The following is a 15,274-nucleotide window of genomic DNA, read 5'->3' on the forward strand; positions in this document are numbered from 1 at the left end:
TTCTTCTTTTCAAGTCAACTCCTATGAGGTCAAGTCTGTCTGCCTGAGTTAAACTCACGCTTGAACTGGCATTGGTCCGTTTTTTACGGTAGGATTATATTGCTTGAAATAAGGAGGATTAAGAATATGGAAGATGTCATTATTATCGGCGGAGGCCCATGCGGTCTGTCTGCTGCCATTGAATGCGAGCGGTTGGGACTCTCCGCTGTGATTGTTGAGAAATACAATATCGTCCAATCTATTTATCTGTATCCAACCCATATGCAGTTTTTCAGCACAGCCGAGCTGCTTGAGATCGGAAACGTTCCATTCAGCACACCTAATGATAAACCGTTTCGTTATGAAGCACTCGCCTATTATCGCAGGGTAGCCGAACATTTTGGCCTGCGTGTTCATAACTATGAGGAAGCCCGTGAGATCAAACGCAAGGATGATGGCACGTTTGAGGTACATACGCTCAATCGACGCGGGGAGGCCATCGTACATGTTGGACGCAATGTCGTTGTTGCTACCGGTTATTTTGACCATCCTAACTATCTGGGTATCCCCGGGGAAGACAAAGATAAAGTAACCCACTACTTCCGGGAAGCCCACCCTTATACTCGTACGCGTGTCGCCATTATTGGCGGGAGCAACTCAGCCGTGGATGCGGCCATGGAACTGGTTCGTGTCGGAGCGCATATCGATATGGTTTATCGCGGCAGTGGTCTGTCCCAGCATATTAAACCATGGGTACGTCCGCTATTTGAGAGCATGGTGACGAAAGGCCGTATCACACTGCATCTGGAATCACGCGTGAATGAAATATGGGATGATTCGATTCGTCTGATACACACAGATGGCTCCACTAGTGAATTGGAGAATGACTTTGTACTGGCAATGACCGGTTTCCGTCCGGATCGTCAACTACTCACATCGGTAGGTGTGGAGATGTCTGATGATATGGATAAACCTCTATACGACGCACAAACGATGGAAAGCAGCGTACCTGGTGTATATGTAGGTGGAGTCATTGCTTCGGGGCGTAATGCCAATGAAGTCTTTATTGAATCCGGACGCTGGCATGGACGGTACATCGCGGAACATATCGTTAGCAAACGACGCGGTCAGACTGAAGGGAAATGAAAACCATGGACATGACTTCCCTGCTGTTGCTCGTGTTTGCGGCCCTTGGGATTATTAGCAGCAACACACCTGTGACCGTAGCGATGGTATTTCTGTTGTTGTTACGGGTCCTGAACCTGAATCAGGCTTTTCCATGGCTTGAAAAATACGGACTCACACTGGGTATCATCATTCTGACTATTGGCGTAATGGCACCACTTGCCAGTGGCAAGATGAGTCTGCAGACCATCGGCGAGTCTTTCCTGCACTGGAAATCACTGCTCGCCATTGGTGTAGGATTACTAGTGGCTTATCTCGGTGGACGAGGCGCTACGCTGATGGGAACACAACCAACTATCGTTGCGGGGCTCCTGATTGGAACGGTTCTTGGCGTTGCCCTGTTCAAAGGTGTGCCTGTGGGGCCATTGATTGCGGCAGGAATATTATCGCTGCTACTGGGAAAATCCTGATGCAGGTTATGATGGTTGTGACCTGACATGGTCTGCAGATTGGCTGTATTTCCCACCGTTGTGTGATATACTTCTATTCATGCAAATCATGTACACGAGTCTACAGCAGAATCATCCATATTGTGGTTATGCTGTTGCATAATCGTATAGATTCACTTTGCAACTATTAATGGCGCAGGAGGATTCAGGAACCATGTCACGTCAGTTTATTACAGAAGCCGTGATGGTGGCCATTTACGGTCAATTGCTCGCGCCGCCCGCGCCTGTAGAATATATTGTTCCTTATACCACCATCCTTGAGCTATATGAATTTCAGACCAGTCCTGATCCTATGATGGATAACCCGGCAGACGACCAGCATGTCAAATCCAAAATCAATGAAATGATTTCTTATTTCGAGGAACCATTGAATAAGAAAAAAATAGAGCGTGCGTTGCTTGTTCCATGGGCAAAAAGCCCCTCCATTCTATTTGGTAATCAAGTATCCATTGCCATTATCAATGCAATAGATACGGCACAATACGGGGAATATTTCGATCCCATTGAGACCGAATTGCTCCTGACATCTCAGCGCCTCAGTATTCCGATTCTCACCGATCAGGTTGAACTGATCGCACGTATTATTGAATCGGAATCACCTGTACAGGTATTCGATATTGATGATTTTGATTTTGCGATGGATGATGAACCTCTCGATCAGGTATAAATAAGGCACTTGAATATGTGAGTCAAATTCAAAAAAATGACCTCGTCACCCACTTTATCGTGGATGACGAGGTCATTTTTGCGCATGCTTATTTATTCTGCAATATCACGGGCTAACAGGATTCGGCTAATCTGATTCAGAGGTGGTAATGACTCCAGAGCAAAGAACTTCAGACCTGCATCACTATTTACACGTGTTTCCACAAGGTCATCCTGAAAGATTACGGTCCGAAACAGGGCAATAACATAATACTCTTCATCTCCGCTTGAATGCAGATACCGAAGATCAGGTCCTGAATACAACCCTTCGAGTGTCATGTTATCGGTTGTCCAACCTGTTTCTTCCCATAGCTCCCGATGTGCGGCATCCTCAATGGCCTCACCCGGGCGCATCTCACCGTTTGGCATCCGCCAATGACCAAGCTCAGCATGCTGAATCAGCAGCAATTCACCTTGTTCGTTCTCAGCCCGCACAGCCGCCTTTACAACAATATGAGAGCGTTTTGCGATATACTGGGCCAAATCTCGGGCTGGCAGATTCACTGCTTATCCCCTCCTCCTATTTGGAAGCCGGTGGCGACCTGTGACTCCTCTATTGCCTTGCAGAATACTTCAAGAATTAGGGCATGTCTCAAAATCACCCTAGATTTCGGTATAACGATACTCGATATCCTGACCTTCATCAACGATATCCACATGCAGTTGGTGCCCCTTCAGATACCAATAATCATGATCTTCCATAAAGAATTGGATACCCGACACTTCGGTTTGATCCGCAGGGTGTCTTGGTTTCTCCACAGCAATGCCCAGCGAAAACCCAGGGTGAAGACCTCCGCCAGAGCTATAACGAGCAAAAAATCGGATGCTGTCTCCCTCGTTCAAATTCAGTTCTTCCTTGTACCAGCGAGCAGCTTGATCGGATACATGTATGGTACTCATTTGGTGTCAGCTCCTTCTGTATATATATGTTCCATCATATCTCTACAAAGACTTGAATACAAACCCGAGTGACCACATAAAGACAAATTAAGTTGTGAAAAATGTTTGACAGATTGTAAAATCCGGTGTTAAGATGCAAACATACGAGGTCTACATTGTATTTATTTCCAAAAAAAGAAAGGGTGATTACGGTGTTTAACAAACATATGATAGGTCAATTCAGCACACAACTAAATACCGGAGCACACCCGAAATCATTATTCCGTTCATAAGTCGGCATCACAGGAGTCTCTTTATTGAGAAACTCTGTTATGTTTACTCACAGTGAAACGATATGGTGGCGGCTCTGCTCATGGAGCCATGCTGCGTATGAATATATCAAGACATACCGCCTGCGTGCGGTATGTCTTTTTTTGTGGGTATATATCGGCATACATGAACGGAATCTGTATTTCACGGACATTGAAAGGAAGGGATAACACTTGTTCTCTGTACTTAAAAACCTGGCCTGGTTCTTCCGGCTGGAACGCAAACGATACCTGACCGGTGTCATTTTGCTTATTCTGGTGGGCGTTGCCGAACTGCTGCCTCCCCGTCTTCTTGGCAATGCCATCGACGAGATCGTGCGTGGTTCGATTACAGGGGCCTCACTCACCCGTTACATTTTGCTTATTCTGGGAACCGTCATCATTATCTATCTTGTTACATACGTTTGGATGCACAAGCTATTCGGTGGTGCCAATCTGGTGGAGCGCCTGCTTCGTTCACGCTTCATGGACCACTTGTTACGAATGACTCCTCCCTTTTTCGAGAAAAACAGAACCGGTGATCTGATGGCTCGGGCCACCAATGATCTTCGTTCCATTGCCACCACAGCAGGCTTCGGCATGCTGACCTTAACAGACTCTACGGCCTTTCTGGCCACCGTATTGTTCGCCATGGGTTTTCTGGTCAGCTGGAAACTGACCCTGGCAGCAATCCTGCCTCTACCTTTTATCGCCATTGCCATGATGATCTATGGTAAAGCTGTACATCAACGTTACACCCTGGCACAAGATGCATTCGGAGATATGAATGACCAGGTGCTGGAATCCATCGCCGGTATCCGTGTCGTACGTGCCTATGTGCAGGAACGTCTGGACGAGAAACGGTTCGCCGACGTGACTGAAGATGTATATCGCAAAAATCTGGCTGTTGCCAGAATGGATGCCCTATTCGAACCCACCATCCGGCTCTTCGTAGGACTCAGTTATGTGATTGCACTTGCCTACGGCATATATCTTGTATTTCATAATGAAATTACCTTGGGAGATCTCGTATCGTTTAACATGTACCTGGGGATGATGATCTGGCCCATGTTCGCTATCGGGGAATTGATTAACCTGATGCAGCGTGGTAGCGCTTCGCTTGATCGGGTCAACGAGACTTTATCGGTAGAACCTGCCGTACAAGATGTGGAGCAACCTGCTCACGTTACGAATCCGGAAGAAATTGCGATGCAGGATGTTACATTCCGTTACCCAAGTTCCACTGTCGACAATCTCAGTCATATCAGCTTTTCGCTGCGACGTGGTCAAACATTGGGTATCGTAGGTCGTACGGGTAGCGGTAAGTCTACTTTGCTCAAACAGCTGCTTCATGAATATCCTGCCGGTTCGGGCACATTAAGTATCTCGGGTCATCCGATTCAGGATATCGCCAAAGATGACTTGCACAGCTGGATCGGGTACGTACCACAGGAACAAGTTCTATTCTCCAAATCAGTTCGTCAGAACATTCAATTCGGTAAACCTGGTGCCAGTGATGAAGTGATTATGGAGGCCATTCGTACCGCCGCTTTTGACGGAGATCTGGGGACTTTGTCCGATGGACTGGATACACTTGTTGGTGAAAAGGGAATCTCTCTGTCCGGTGGACAGAAACAGCGCGTATCGCTGGCACGTGCCTTTATCGCTAATCCTGATATTCTGATCCTGGATGATGCCTTGTCTGCCGTCGATGCACGCACGGAAGCCAAAATTATTGAAAATATACGCAACAAACGCTCGGGCAAAACCACGCTGATCTCGACTCATCGTCTGTCCGCTATCGAACACGCAGATCGAATCATCGTACTGGAGCACGGGAAAATTACGGAAGAAGGCACTCACCAGGAACTGTTAGCCACGAACGGCTGGTACCGTGAACAGTATGAACGGCAACAGGTCGAGTCCAATTTGTCCACGTAGGAGGTCAATTCATTGAAGTCTAATACAGGCAAGAGGCTGCTTGATTACGCCTTGAAAGCCAAAGGAACATTTATAGCCGCATTAATTATGCTTACCATTGGTGTTGCAGCCGAGCTCGCCGGACCGTTCATCGCCAAATCCATGATCGATAATCATTTGCTCGCGATTGAGCAGCCTTTCTATGAGACGACTGCTTCGGATGAAGCCGCAGTCTACAACGGCAAGAACTACAAACGCGAAGGCTTGTTCGAACCCGATGAAAACAAAGGTCCCGAAGTGCGGGTACTACAAGCAGGTAGAAGCTTTTATTTTGTAAAAGAACCGGTAAGCGCACCTGATGGGGACCGCACATATGCGGATGGAACCCTCACGGTTACACGCGCAGGCGAAGTGACAGGCCAATATGCGGCAGCACCCCTGTCTGCTGGTGAACTCTTTGCTTTTTACAAACCGGAGATGCCCAGCATCTATCAATTAATTGTGTATTACATGATCTTCCTCGTGATCTCGGTCATTATGGAGTTTGGTAAAACATTCTGGCTGCAATCCTCGGCCAACAAAGTCATTCAAAGACTGCGCAACGATGTGTATGCCCATATTCAGCGACTCCCGGTGCATTTTTTTGATAATCTGCCCGCTGGTAAAGTTGTATCTCGGGTCACGAACGATACAGAAGCCGTCAAGGATCTGTTCGTTGCCGTTCTTTCGAACTTTTTCTCAGGAATCATCACGATTACAGGTGTGTATGTCGCACTCTTCCTGCTTGATGTTCGCCTCGGCCTGATCTCATTATTCGTCGTGCCGATGCTCATTGCGTGGATTGTGCTCTATCGCAAATTCGCTACTCGCTACAACACGATCATTCGGTCAAGGCTGAGTGAGATCAATGCGATCATTAACGAGTCCATTCAGGGGATGTCCATTATCCGCGTATTCCGCCATCAGAAACAAACCAAGCAGGAATTCGAAGATTTGAATGATGACTATATGAAGCACCAGAACAAAATGCTCAACCTGAATGCCTTCACCTCACACAACCTGGTTAACGTATTACGGAATATCGCTTTTGCGGTTGTCCTGTGGTACTTCGGTTCAAGCGTGCTGGATGGCACAAGTATTATCTCACTGGGTGTTCTATATGCCTTCGTCGATGTTCTGGGCCGCTTGTTCCAACCGATCACCGGCATGGTGAATCAGCTCGCCAACCTGGACTCCTCCCTCGTATCCGCTGGACGCGTCTTTGAGCTGATGGATGAAAAGGGAGAAGCCGTTACCGATGGCTCCATGCCAAGATACAAGGGAAATGTTGTATTTGACGATGTATCCTTTGCTTATAAAAAGGACTTCGTACTCAACAATATCTCGTTCAAAGCATCCCAAGGTCAGACGGTCGCTCTGGTCGGTCATACCGGTTCGGGTAAAAGTTCGATCATCAATCTGCTATTCCGGTTCTATGATCCGCAAAAAGGCAAGATCACGATTGACGGTCAGAACGTCAAGGATCTGCCCAAGCAGTGGATTCGGGAGCATATGGGGATTGTACTGCAAGACCCCTATCTGTTCACAGGTACCATTGCTTCCAACGTCAGTCTCGGTGATGAGAAGATCTCCCGTGAACGAATTGAACAGGCGTTGCGTGATGTAGGCGCTGAACGCATACTGGCTCATTTGCCTCAAGGCTTTGACGAACCTGTCATCGAAAAAGGAAGTACATTGTCTGCTGGGCAACGCCAATTGATCTCCTTTGCTCGGGCACTGGCGTTCGATCCCGCCATCCTCATTTTGGATGAAGCGACAGCCAATATTGATACGGAAACAGAAGCTTTGATTCAGAACGCACTCGAAGTCCTCAAAAAAGGACGTACTACCTTCATCATCGCTCACCGTCTGTCCACCATTCGATCGGCAGATCAGATTCTGGTTCTGCATCGCGGTCGTATCGTAGAGCAAGGTGCACATGATGAACTGATGGAGCTTAAAGGGCGCTATTATAAGATGTATCAGCTTCAGCAAGGTGCACAAGCAGCAGTAGGCGCAATTATCGAGAGTCCGTCAGGCGATTCCGTTCCAACCTCAACCTCCTTTGCCGGAGGAAATGCATAACAGAGTTAAACAGAAACTTCTTTTAAAACCAATTAGAAATGATGTGCGCTCAACAGGCAACACAAAAAAACGATCTACATGGCTACCTTAGGGGTTTGCGTGTAGATCGTTTTTTCATCTGGAGCCAGGTTCCGATATTGTTCATTTCGCCCGAATAAAAAAACAATCCGCGCGCAACCTCACGGCTGCTGCCGATTGTCTATCCATCCTTTGATCGTATATCCCATGTACATCACGGTCTCTCTTGCGAGAAAAGGAAACTTGCTGCGCCAGGTTCGATACGCCGTAGTTCGTGTCGGAGAGGGTACAGCATCCATACCCAGTCCGGCAGCCAGCTTCATGGCTCGTTTCATATGTAAAGGGTCACTCACAATCGTATACGTTTCGTAACCGGCCTGTTCACCTATTGGAATTGAATTGATCAGATTCTCCTCGGTAATTCTGGATTCGATCTCTACACGAATGTCCGCTGGATCTACTCCATGTTCAATGGCATACTTCTGACCAACTTCAGCCTCCGTATGTTCTCCATCATCACCTGACCCGCCTGTAAAAAGCAGATTACGAACGGTACCCTGACGGTATAATTCAATCGCGTGTTCAATACGTTCGCGAAATACAGGTGAAGGGTCATCCCCCGACACGGCTGCGCCCAGAATGATCGCTGCATCCGATATCCTGGATGAGTCCTCATTCGTATAGGCTGATATACGTACTGCCGTAACCACAGTCCATAAAATTCCTACCAATACTACGGCCAGCGTCGTAATTATAATCCAGCGTTTCGTTTTGCGTTTGCTGCTCATTGATCCTCTTCCAAAGCCCGTGATTGCATGCTCTCGGCATGCATACGCTCCAGCGTTTGCAGGGCTGCTGCCGATTCGGCATCCAAACCAAGCTCTGCAATCCAGGCACCCGTATATTGCTGAAGACTGATCTCCAGCTCCTGAGCACGGTCTTTGAAATCCTCCAACTCCTTAATCATGCGTGATCGTCCTTCCGGACTGAATGTCTCATGGATTCGTTCCTTGAAGTAATGATGAACGATACGGTTACGTTGCTGCCACAATTCATTCAATTGAAGAGTTTCTTCCTCGGAGAATGTAAAATGATGGCGCACTTCGTGAATGAGTTGCCCTAGTGAACTGCTCATTTTTCGTTCGTACAGATCTTCCAGATCCTCTTCAGACACAGCCTTACCCTGAGACAATTTCATTAATAAAATCAGATTGACCAGCTGCTGTTCAAGCGCCTGCCCGTAGTACACGGCCAATCCGTAATATGCAAACAATTCCCTGGAGTGTTCGCTGTCCAGCATGTCACCATTCTGGATGTCTGTATTTTGCATATGCGAGCGCCCCCCTTCAACCGTACAATGTTATCCATTCATGTCCCTCTATCCTAACCAAACCAAGAGCAACATTCAAGTTATCGGGAAGCGCGGCTTCTAACTCCGTAGATCTCTTCTTCCGGACAGCCATACATGGATGACGAGTAGCCCCAATGCATAGAGAACAGTCCACAGCGTAACCGAAACAAAGGCGCCCATCTTCGAATCTTCAAATAACATCATCTCACGAACCAGATAAAAGGCTGGTGGCAGAATGCGCCCAAGCCATTGTATCGATTCAGGCAGACGTTCACTTAAGGAACCTTGGACAAACGATAGTAATAATACAATAATGAGGGCCGGCATGCTACGACTAAGTAAATGGATATACGATTTTTGAAAGAATACACCGATGCCCAAACCCAGCAACGATAACCCCAAATGTCCTAACCAAGTCATTATCCACTCCTCACCTGTGGGTTGTCTCTCGAACATTCCAGCGAACACGGGATACAACACAGTGATTACGGTGAGCATGAATTGCATTATCCAGGCACAGATGAGTTGACTTAATACAACTTTACGCCTGCTTCCTGTATGAAGGACAAGTAATTGATACTGCTTTGCAGGTTCGGTATTCATCACCATTACTCCGAGCCAAGCAGCTGCCAGAAATAACAGCATAGCCGTGACACTGTAACTGTCCGCAATAGGGTTGGGTTTGTAGGAATAAATCAGCAGCATGGCGATGATATAAAAGATAACCGGTGCAAAATATTTCTGTGAACGAATGTGATTCCTTAACAAATATCGGGTCAGATAGATCATTCGACTTCTCCCCCCGCATCATCCATGGAAGAGCTTAAGTCCACAGGATCTGTGACACATCCACGACTCGTATGTACAGCTGGATGTTGTCCTTCCAACAGACTTTCCATATGTAATTGACTTTCCTCCTGTTGTACAGACACAACCGAACCGCCTGATGCCAGAATCATTCTGAGGACATCATCTGTTGATTGTTGAACTACTTTCCAATCCCACAACCAAGAATTGGATTTCTCCAAGCTCGTATTACGAACTAAAGACAGTACTCCCGGTTGTTGTAAAATGGATGGATCGTTAGCCATATCCTCTCCAGCTTCCGTCAGACTTTGAATACGTACAACGGGTTCGCCAGCTTGAAGTATATCTTCACGACTCCAGTAGCGGAGCACGCTGCCTTTCTTCAACACAATCACCTGGTCTGCCAAACGTTCAATGAGCAACGGTTCATGGCAAGCTGTAACGATGGATGTCCCTTCAAGCTTCCATTGCCCCAATAAGGATACTATCGCCTCTTGAGCTGGAATATCCAAGCCTGACAACGGTTCATCCAGCAGCAAAAGCCCCCCTGGCCCAGGTAATAGAGCTTGAATCAAATTCACTTTTTGCAGTGTGCCCTTCGATAATAAGGGTAACTTCTGATCGATCGCGGTATCCAGATATAAAAGTTCACTAAGTTCTCTAATCCGCCCACGCAGTATTTCGGGGCGAATGCCCCGAATCCGTCCCATGTCCCACAAGTACTCTCTTGAGGTAAAAGGTAAACGTGGTAAGCCATCTACTGCATACCTCTCAGAACCTTTCATCGTGAGCTGAATCGATCCTGTATCAGGTAACAAAATACCCGCCAGTATACGTAGTAACGTGCTTTTGCCAGAACCGTTTCTGCCAACAAGTACAGCACATTCTCCCTGCTTCACTTCCAGATTAATTTGATCAAGTACTTGAGCATTATCTAGTCTTTTGCTCACTTGTTGAAGCTGCAAACCTCGACCTGATGAATCTGATATAGCTTGATCGGATTTCTTGAAAAGTCCACGTTTACTCCATATCACTGGGATCACATCCGTTCTGGAGCTTGCACACCTAGCAAATGCAAACTGTACGCGAGGCGTTCGGCAGTCCGTTCAGCTAATGTCACTCGGAAGGATCTTACTTCAGATGGCGCATCCGCAATCCGTTCGGCGTGATAGAAGCGGTTGAAAGCCTGAGCGACATCTATTGTATATTTGGCAATGACCGAAGGCTCATTCCGATGAATTGCTTTTTCCAGATACTCGGGGTATTCACCGAGCAGTTTCAGCAACGCCCATGAGGTATCTCCGATACGGGATGGAGTGGTTACTGTGTCATTCTCACCTTCCGCAAGGCTGGATTGAGGTAATTGGTTTTCATTTTCCACACGTTTCGCCTCTTCAGCTTTGGCAAGTACACTTTGAATCCGGGCATGGGTATATTGCACATAAGGTCCGGTCTCCCCCTCAAAACTCACCGCATCCTCCAGAGAGAAGTCTACATCGTTAAGCCGATTATTACGCAGATCACCGAAGATAATGGCACCTACACCGACCGCCTCTGCCACCTTCTGAGGGTTCTCCAGATTCGGGTTTTTCTCCTGAATAATCTGCAGTGCACGAGCGACTGCCTCATCCAATACTTCCTGCAAAAAGACGACTTTACCGCGACGCGTAGACATTTTCCGTCCCTCAAAACGCATTAATCCAAACGGAATATGTTCACAATTTGCAGACCATTCATGCCCCATCCGGGATAAAACTGCAAATACCTGACGGAAATGAAGCTTCTGCTCACCTCCGACCACGTATAACAACCGATCTGCCTTCATCACCTCATGACGATAGACTGCCGTAGCCAAATCCCGTGTAGGATAGATTGTTGTGCCGTCTTTTTTGATAATCAGACACGGGGGCATGTTCTCGTCCTCCAGCCGAACCACGAGTGCTCCATCACTTTCTTCAAGTAAGCCTTTCACCTTGAGTTCTTCAACCACCGCGCCCATCTTGTCATTGTAAAAACTTTCCCCCAGCGTATGGTCAAATTGTACGTTCAGACGTTCATACATCCGGTTGAATTCCTTCATGCTCACTTCCACAAAGAACGCCCATAACCGCTGTGCTTCCTCATCCCCTTGCTCCAGCTTGCGGAACCACTCGCGTGCCTCAATCTCCAGTGAAGGATCGTTCTCCGCCTCATCGTGGAAGCGCACATACAGTTCCAGTGACGTACGGATCGGGTCTGCCTGCAACGCTTCATCATTGCCCCACCGTTTATACGCTGCGATCTGCTTGCCAAACTGGGTTCCCCAGTCTCCCAGATGATTCACACTTACAGAGGTATAACCCGCTTCGTTATACAACCGATACAGCGCTGCACCAATTACAGTAGAACGCAAATGTCCGATTCCGAAGGGTTTTGCGATGTTAGGGGAAGACATATCAATTACAACTCGTGAACCTTGACCAAGCAGAAGCTTACCAAATGCGGCATCCCCCAGTTCTTTCAGCAGATTCGGCGCAAGCTCCTCCCGATTGAAACGGATATTCACATACGGCCCGGCGGGAGTCGCTTCAAGTCCTTCTGCCTGCAATCCCGTTGCGAGCTCGGTCGCAATGACTGCCGGTGCTTTCTTTAATGACTTCGCCAATGCAAAACAAGGGAATGCTGCATCCCCCATCTCCGCCTGTGGTGGGACTTCCAGTAATCTCAGAACCTCTTCTTCATTCAATCCCGTTAAAGGGGCAATATCGGCCGCAGCCTGCTTCATCAACATGTCAAACACTCCTTATCCATTCATTATTGGCTGAAAATAAACACAAAAAAGCTCTCGTCTCTAAATAAGAGACGAGAGCTGACTTAACAGTTCCCGCGGTACCACTCTAGGTGAACAGCTACTCCTAATATGCATCAACATGCATACCCGTAGAACCTGTTCCGCTCGATGCGTATAACGGTCGCAAGCCGGATTACCCTCAGACAGATATAGTACATCCACGATCAGGATTCATTACATCTTTTCGGATAACCATCTCACGGGTGCGGTTCACTCAGGTCATGTCATACCGGCTTCCACCTCTCCCGGCTCGCTGTCATGTATGGATCTGGCTACTCTCCCGATCATTGATATTCTTCGTTTCAATTCATTGCCATCATTATACATACCACGATCAGACTTGGCAACCTGCATTAAAAATCCCCTACTGAAAGGCAACACATAGGCACATCGTCTCAGATGCCTCTGTTCACTGCCTTCCCTTAGGGGACAACGGTCATTATCGATATTAATTATATATTCCAGTGAATTAATATTTACGCTACTGCTGCCATCAACCGGCAAGCTTCTGCACATCTGCGGCAAGCCTCTGCACATGCTTGGCAGTGATCATGGTGGTGTTTGCCACACTCTGCGGCGCAAGCTTCACAAGCTTTCACACACAATTCGCATATTTCAGCAATGAAATCACTTCCACGTGTCATCGCTTGTGCAGCAAAACTGCAGATCTCCGCACATTCCCGATTCAAACGAATGCAATCACGCAGCATCGCCAGATCATATTCTTTCAGACTCGATATGTAACATACGTTGCAAGCATTCATGCATTCCAGGCAAGCATCGATACATTGTTGATATTGTTGTTGTGTCATTTAAAGTTACCTCCCAGGCAAAGTTTGCTATGCATCTTAATACCCAGTTCGGAGGAATATTGAATCATCTAACCTACTTTATCGCTTCCAATTCCAGTAATTGGTCACGAATGACAGTTTGGTCAAAATGTTCACCTATAAACACAGCAACATTAGGGACATCTCCCTGAGGTGTGATCTTCATGTAGTCCGATTCACGGTAAGCATACTGGAACCAGAAACGGCTCGCCGTGTCACTAAACGATAAAATGCCTTTCGCTCGATACACGTCTCGTGGCAAAGCAGATACAAATTGTTCAAATGCCTCACTGTTCACCGGATGACTGAAATAATGCGTATACACCATAACATGTTCGTGTGAGACATGAGGAGCAGAATGCTCGTGACCGTGGTCATGACTATGGTTATGAGATGCGTCAGTATTCTTAGCATCGCCTTGGACCGTGTGATGCTCATGTCCATGATTGCATCCATGTGTACCACAGGTTTCCGTATGCACATGATGCTCTTGGTGAGCCGGCTTACCTGCTTCAGAAGCTGAATCACGCACGTGCACGTCTGCACCGCTGCGAAGCAACAGATCCATCTCCACCTCACATTTAACCGTAGGAATTACAGGTGCGAAGCCATTCCATTTTGCCAAAAGCTGCTCCAGATCCTTCAGTTCCTGTGCATTCACCCGATCTGTTTTGTTTAAGAGAAGCACAGACGCACAACGAATCTGCTCCTGCATTAGTTTGAAGGTCTGCCCCTTCTGCTCCTGATACAGACCAGATAGATGTGCTGCATCCACAACGGTAATGAGACTTTTTAGTTCCAATCGCATGTAGAGTGAAGTCTCTGTGACTGCATCCAAAATCTCCATTGGGTTCGCGGCACCGGTAGCTTCAATGATGATCACATCCGGTGATTCCTCTTGAACGAGCTCGGCAAGTTGCAATCCCAAGTCGCCACGTACGGTACAACAGATGCAGCCCCCTAACATCTCCGTCATCGGAACGGTAGAATCCACAATCTGACCATCCAGATTGACTTCACCTAACTCATTCATGACCACTGCGGGACGCAAACCCTGCTGTTGCCAATGTTCGATCAACTGAACAAGCAGTGTTGTTTTGCCACTTCCCAAAAAGCCTGACAGTATATATACAGGTATGGATTTTTCTTTTGAAATCGTTTCGTTCATCCTTAAACACCTCTCTGATTGTCCTCTTGTAACCTGATCTATCTATATCTAGCGAGTGTACACTATCCCGCATTCGTTGTGCAATAATGTTCAACTCTTTCCCAGTACATTGCCTGATTCTTTCGGATGGTCTATGCTATGAGGACATGTTGATTGAAGGAGGAAGTTTCATGACTAATTCAGTGGAACAACATCGCCAGGAAGCCCCTGACACGGTATCGTGCATGATTGTTACGGTGTCGGACACACGCACCAAAGACACTGACACCAGTGGCCAGCTCATGCACCAGCTTCTGAATGAAGCGGGTTATCAGATTGTTGAATACATCATTACACCAGATGAAACGGAGAACATTCGAAGCATCCTGCAAGATGCAGCCGTTCGTGATGATATCGAAGCCGTGCTGCTTAGCGGCGGAACAGGGATTGCACCCCGAGATACAACCTACGAAGCAGTGTCTTCACTGCTCGACAAAGAACTTCCGGGCTTTGGTGAGATCTTCCGTTTTCTCAGTTACACCGAAGATATTGGTTCCGCTGCCATCCTGAGCAGAGCCGTCGCTGGAACGATTGGACGAACAGCTGTGTTCTCCATGCCGGGCTCCAAAGGAGCTGTCAAATTGGCCATGGAAAAACTCATTTTGCCTGAACTGCGACATGTCATGCGTGAAATATATAAACCCGTCTGAAGAATCAGACGGGTTTTTCGGATTTATTTTCA

Annotated in this window: 16 protein-coding genes; 6 read left to right on the top strand and 10 right to left on the bottom strand. The window is 47.3% G+C overall.

All coding sequences use genetic code 11. From position 1 onward, the window contains the following. Nucleotides 1-126 precede the first annotated feature (126 nt). The 3 genes from WFI24_RS25815 (at nt 127) to WFI24_RS25825 (ending at nt 2,280) form a co-directional block, all read left to right on the top strand. The gene (locus WFI24_RS25815; protein WP_336764884.1) at nt 127-1,125 is read left to right on the top strand and encodes a YpdA family putative bacillithiol disulfide reductase; all 999 of its coding nucleotides are present in this window, start codon (nt 127-129) and stop codon (nt 1,123-1,125) included. Nucleotides 1,126-1,130: 5 nt separating this feature from the next. Continuing rightward, nucleotides 1,131-1,574 carry a DUF441 domain-containing protein gene (locus tag WFI24_RS25820; protein ID WP_017689083.1) on the top strand — a complete coding sequence of 148 codons (444 nt, stop codon included), beginning with the start codon at nt 1,131-1,133 and terminating at the stop codon, nt 1,572-1,574. 193 nt (nt 1,575-1,767) lie between these two features. Beyond that, nucleotides 1,768-2,280 (top strand): ADP-heptose synthase, encoded by a 513-nt coding sequence (locus tag WFI24_RS25825; RefSeq protein ID WP_336764885.1) that lies wholly within the window; start codon nt 1,768-1,770, stop codon nt 2,278-2,280. Between the two features lie 92 nt (nt 2,281-2,372). Here WFI24_RS25825 and WFI24_RS25830 read toward each other — a convergent pair whose 3' ends face one another. After that, nucleotides 2,373-2,822: an NUDIX domain-containing protein gene (locus WFI24_RS25830; RefSeq protein ID WP_336764886.1), complete on the bottom strand. Its 450-nt coding sequence runs from the start codon at nt 2,820-2,822 to the stop codon at nt 2,373-2,375. A 99-nt stretch (nt 2,823-2,921) separates the two neighbouring features. Further along, nucleotides 2,922-3,218 (bottom strand): HesB/YadR/YfhF family protein, encoded by a 297-nt coding sequence (locus WFI24_RS25835; protein ID WP_017689086.1) that lies wholly within the window; start codon nt 3,216-3,218, stop codon nt 2,922-2,924. Nucleotides 3,219-3,700: 482 nt separating this feature from the next. On the opposite strand from WFI24_RS25835, the gene WFI24_RS25840 reads away from it, so the two are divergent. Next, nucleotides 3,701-5,446 carry an ABC transporter ATP-binding protein gene (locus tag WFI24_RS25840; protein WP_336764887.1) on the top strand — a complete coding sequence of 582 codons (1,746 nt, stop codon included), beginning with the start codon at nt 3,701-3,703 and terminating at the stop codon, nt 5,444-5,446. A 12-nt stretch (nt 5,447-5,458) separates the two neighbouring features. Next, nucleotides 5,459-7,549 carry an ABC transporter ATP-binding protein gene (locus tag WFI24_RS25845; protein WP_336764888.1) on the top strand — a complete coding sequence of 697 codons (2,091 nt, stop codon included), beginning with the start codon at nt 5,459-5,461 and terminating at the stop codon, nt 7,547-7,549. Nucleotides 7,550-7,728: 179 nt separating this feature from the next. Here WFI24_RS25845 and WFI24_RS25850 read toward each other — a convergent pair whose 3' ends face one another. The 8 genes from WFI24_RS25850 to WFI24_RS25885 all read right to left on the bottom strand — a co-directional run bounded on the left by WFI24_RS25850 (nt 7,729) and on the right by WFI24_RS25885 (nt 14,553). After that, the gene (locus tag WFI24_RS25850) at nt 7,729-8,355 is read right to left on the bottom strand and encodes a YdcF family protein (protein ID WP_336764889.1); all 627 of its coding nucleotides are present in this window, start codon (nt 8,353-8,355) and stop codon (nt 7,729-7,731) included. Beyond that, nucleotides 8,352-8,897 carry a hypothetical protein gene (locus tag WFI24_RS25855; RefSeq protein WP_336764890.1) on the bottom strand — a complete coding sequence of 182 codons (546 nt, stop codon included), beginning with the start codon at nt 8,895-8,897 and terminating at the stop codon, nt 8,352-8,354. Before WFI24_RS25855 ends, WFI24_RS25850 begins: the two co-directional genes overlap by 4 nt. A 99-nt stretch (nt 8,898-8,996) precedes the next feature. Beyond that, the gene (locus tag WFI24_RS25860) at nt 8,997-9,707 is read right to left on the bottom strand and encodes a hypothetical protein (RefSeq protein WP_336764891.1); all 711 of its coding nucleotides are present in this window, start codon (nt 9,705-9,707) and stop codon (nt 8,997-8,999) included. Then, nucleotides 9,704-10,759 (bottom strand): ATP-binding cassette domain-containing protein, encoded by a 1,056-nt coding sequence (locus tag WFI24_RS25865; protein WP_336764892.1) that lies wholly within the window; start codon nt 10,757-10,759, stop codon nt 9,704-9,706. Before WFI24_RS25865 ends, WFI24_RS25860 begins: the two co-directional genes overlap by 4 nt. 5 nt (nt 10,760-10,764) lie before the next feature. After that, complete coding sequence (gene argS, locus WFI24_RS25870; RefSeq protein ID WP_336764893.1) at nt 10,765-12,495, bottom strand: arginine--tRNA ligase; 1,731 nt, start codon at nt 12,493-12,495, stop codon at nt 10,765-10,767. Nucleotides 12,496-12,774: 279 nt separating this feature from the next. Continuing rightward, nucleotides 12,775-12,909 (bottom strand): hypothetical protein, encoded by a 135-nt coding sequence (locus WFI24_RS25875; protein WP_256704105.1) that lies wholly within the window; start codon nt 12,907-12,909, stop codon nt 12,775-12,777. Nucleotides 12,910-13,031: 122 nt separating this feature from the next. After that, complete coding sequence (locus tag WFI24_RS25880; RefSeq protein ID WP_036609230.1) at nt 13,032-13,367, bottom strand: four-helix bundle copper-binding protein; 336 nt, start codon at nt 13,365-13,367, stop codon at nt 13,032-13,034. A gap of 73 nt (nt 13,368-13,440) precedes the next feature. After that, the gene (locus WFI24_RS25885; protein ID WP_336764894.1) at nt 13,441-14,553 is read right to left on the bottom strand and encodes a CobW family GTP-binding protein; all 1,113 of its coding nucleotides are present in this window, start codon (nt 14,551-14,553) and stop codon (nt 13,441-13,443) included. A gap of 170 nt (nt 14,554-14,723) precedes the next feature. On the opposite strand from WFI24_RS25885, the gene WFI24_RS25890 reads away from it, so the two are divergent. Then, nucleotides 14,724-15,242 (top strand): MogA/MoaB family molybdenum cofactor biosynthesis protein, encoded by a 519-nt coding sequence (locus tag WFI24_RS25890; RefSeq protein WP_036609234.1) that lies wholly within the window; start codon nt 14,724-14,726, stop codon nt 15,240-15,242. Nucleotides 15,243-15,274: the final 32 nt, after the last annotated feature.

Source organism: Paenibacillus sp. USHLN196 (genome assembly GCF_037144955.1).
GTDB lineage: Bacteria > Bacillota > Bacilli > Paenibacillales > Paenibacillaceae > Paenibacillus > Paenibacillus xylanexedens_C.

Coding starts and splice junctions, on each gene's coding strand:
- WFI24_RS25815 (WP_336764884.1), top strand. CDS start 127: ATGGAAGATGTCATTATTATCGGCGGAGGCCCATGCGGTCTGTCTGCT.
- WFI24_RS25820 (WP_017689083.1), top strand. CDS start 1,131: ATGGACATGACTTCCCTGCTGTTGCTCGTGTTTGCGGCCCTTGGGATT.
- WFI24_RS25825 (WP_336764885.1), top strand. CDS start 1,768: ATGTCACGTCAGTTTATTACAGAAGCCGTGATGGTGGCCATTTACGGT.
- WFI24_RS25835 (WP_017689086.1), bottom strand. CDS start 3,218: ATGAGTACCATACATGTATCCGATCAAGCTGCTCGCTGGTACAAGGAA.
- WFI24_RS25850 (WP_336764889.1), bottom strand. CDS start 8,355: ATGAGCAGCAAACGCAAAACGAAACGCTGGATTATAATTACGACGCTG.
- WFI24_RS25855 (WP_336764890.1), bottom strand. CDS start 8,897: ATGCAAAATACAGACATCCAGAATGGTGACATGCTGGACAGCGAACAC.
- WFI24_RS25860 (WP_336764891.1), bottom strand. CDS start 9,707: ATGATCTATCTGACCCGATATTTGTTAAGGAATCACATTCGTTCACAG.
- argS (WP_336764893.1), bottom strand. CDS start 12,495: ATGTTGATGAAGCAGGCTGCGGCCGATATTGCCCCTTTAACGGGATTG.
- WFI24_RS25875 (WP_256704105.1), bottom strand. CDS start 12,909: ATGCAGGTTGCCAAGTCTGATCGTGGTATGTATAATGATGGCAATGAA.
- WFI24_RS25880 (WP_036609230.1), bottom strand. CDS start 13,367: ATGACACAACAACAATATCAACAATGTATCGATGCTTGCCTGGAATGC.
- WFI24_RS25885 (WP_336764894.1), bottom strand. CDS start 14,553: ATGAACGAAACGATTTCAAAAGAAAAATCCATACCTGTATATATACTG.
- WFI24_RS25890 (WP_036609234.1), top strand. CDS start 14,724: ATGACTAATTCAGTGGAACAACATCGCCAGGAAGCCCCTGACACGGTA.